Source organism: Oleiphilus sp. HI0067 (genome assembly GCF_001635735.1).
In genome coordinates, this window is sequence record NZ_LWFI01001606.1 from 1 (window position 1) to 649 (window position 649).

Here is a 649-nt window from a genome sequence, read left to right on the forward strand (position 1 = left end):
AATGATTATTGGTCGTAATTTCCGCACCAAAGTAAACGCAAACATTGGTAATTCGGCAGTGACATCTTCTATTCAGGAAGAAGTTGAAAAGACGGTATGGGCGACACGCTGGGGTGCCGATACTGTTATGGATTTGAGTACGGGGGACAACATCCACGAAACACGTGAATGGATTATCCGAAATTCATCAGTGCCGATCGGTACCGTACCGATTTATCAAGCATTAGAAAAATGTGGTGGTGTTGCCGAAGATTTAACGTGGGAATTATTCCGAGACACACTGATCGAACAAGCTGAGCAGGGCGTTGATTATTTTACGATCCATGCCGGCGTATTGCTTCGTTATGTTCCGATGACTGCAAAACGCGTAACGGGAATCGTTAGTCGCGGTGGTTCGATTATGGCGAAGTGGTGTTTGGCTCATCATAAAGAAAACTTCCTCTATACCCATTTCGAGGAAATTTGCGCAATCATGAAAGCCTATGATGTTTGTTTCTCATTAGGCGATGGCTTACGTCCGGGGTCAATTGCCGATGCAAATGATGAAGCCCAGTTCTCTGAACTTCGTACCTTGGNCGAATTAACAAAGATTGCATGGAAACACGACGTTCAAACCTTTATTGAAGGCCCCGGACACGTGCCAATGCAT

Annotated in this window: 1 protein-coding gene; it reads left to right on the forward strand. The window is 45.2% G+C overall.

The genetic code is table 11. The annotated features are described in order from the left end of the window. Nucleotides 1-649, forward strand: a 649-nt coding sequence (locus A3739_RS26035) for a phosphomethylpyrimidine synthase ThiC (protein ID WP_197472592.1), incomplete at both ends; no start/stop codon positions are given.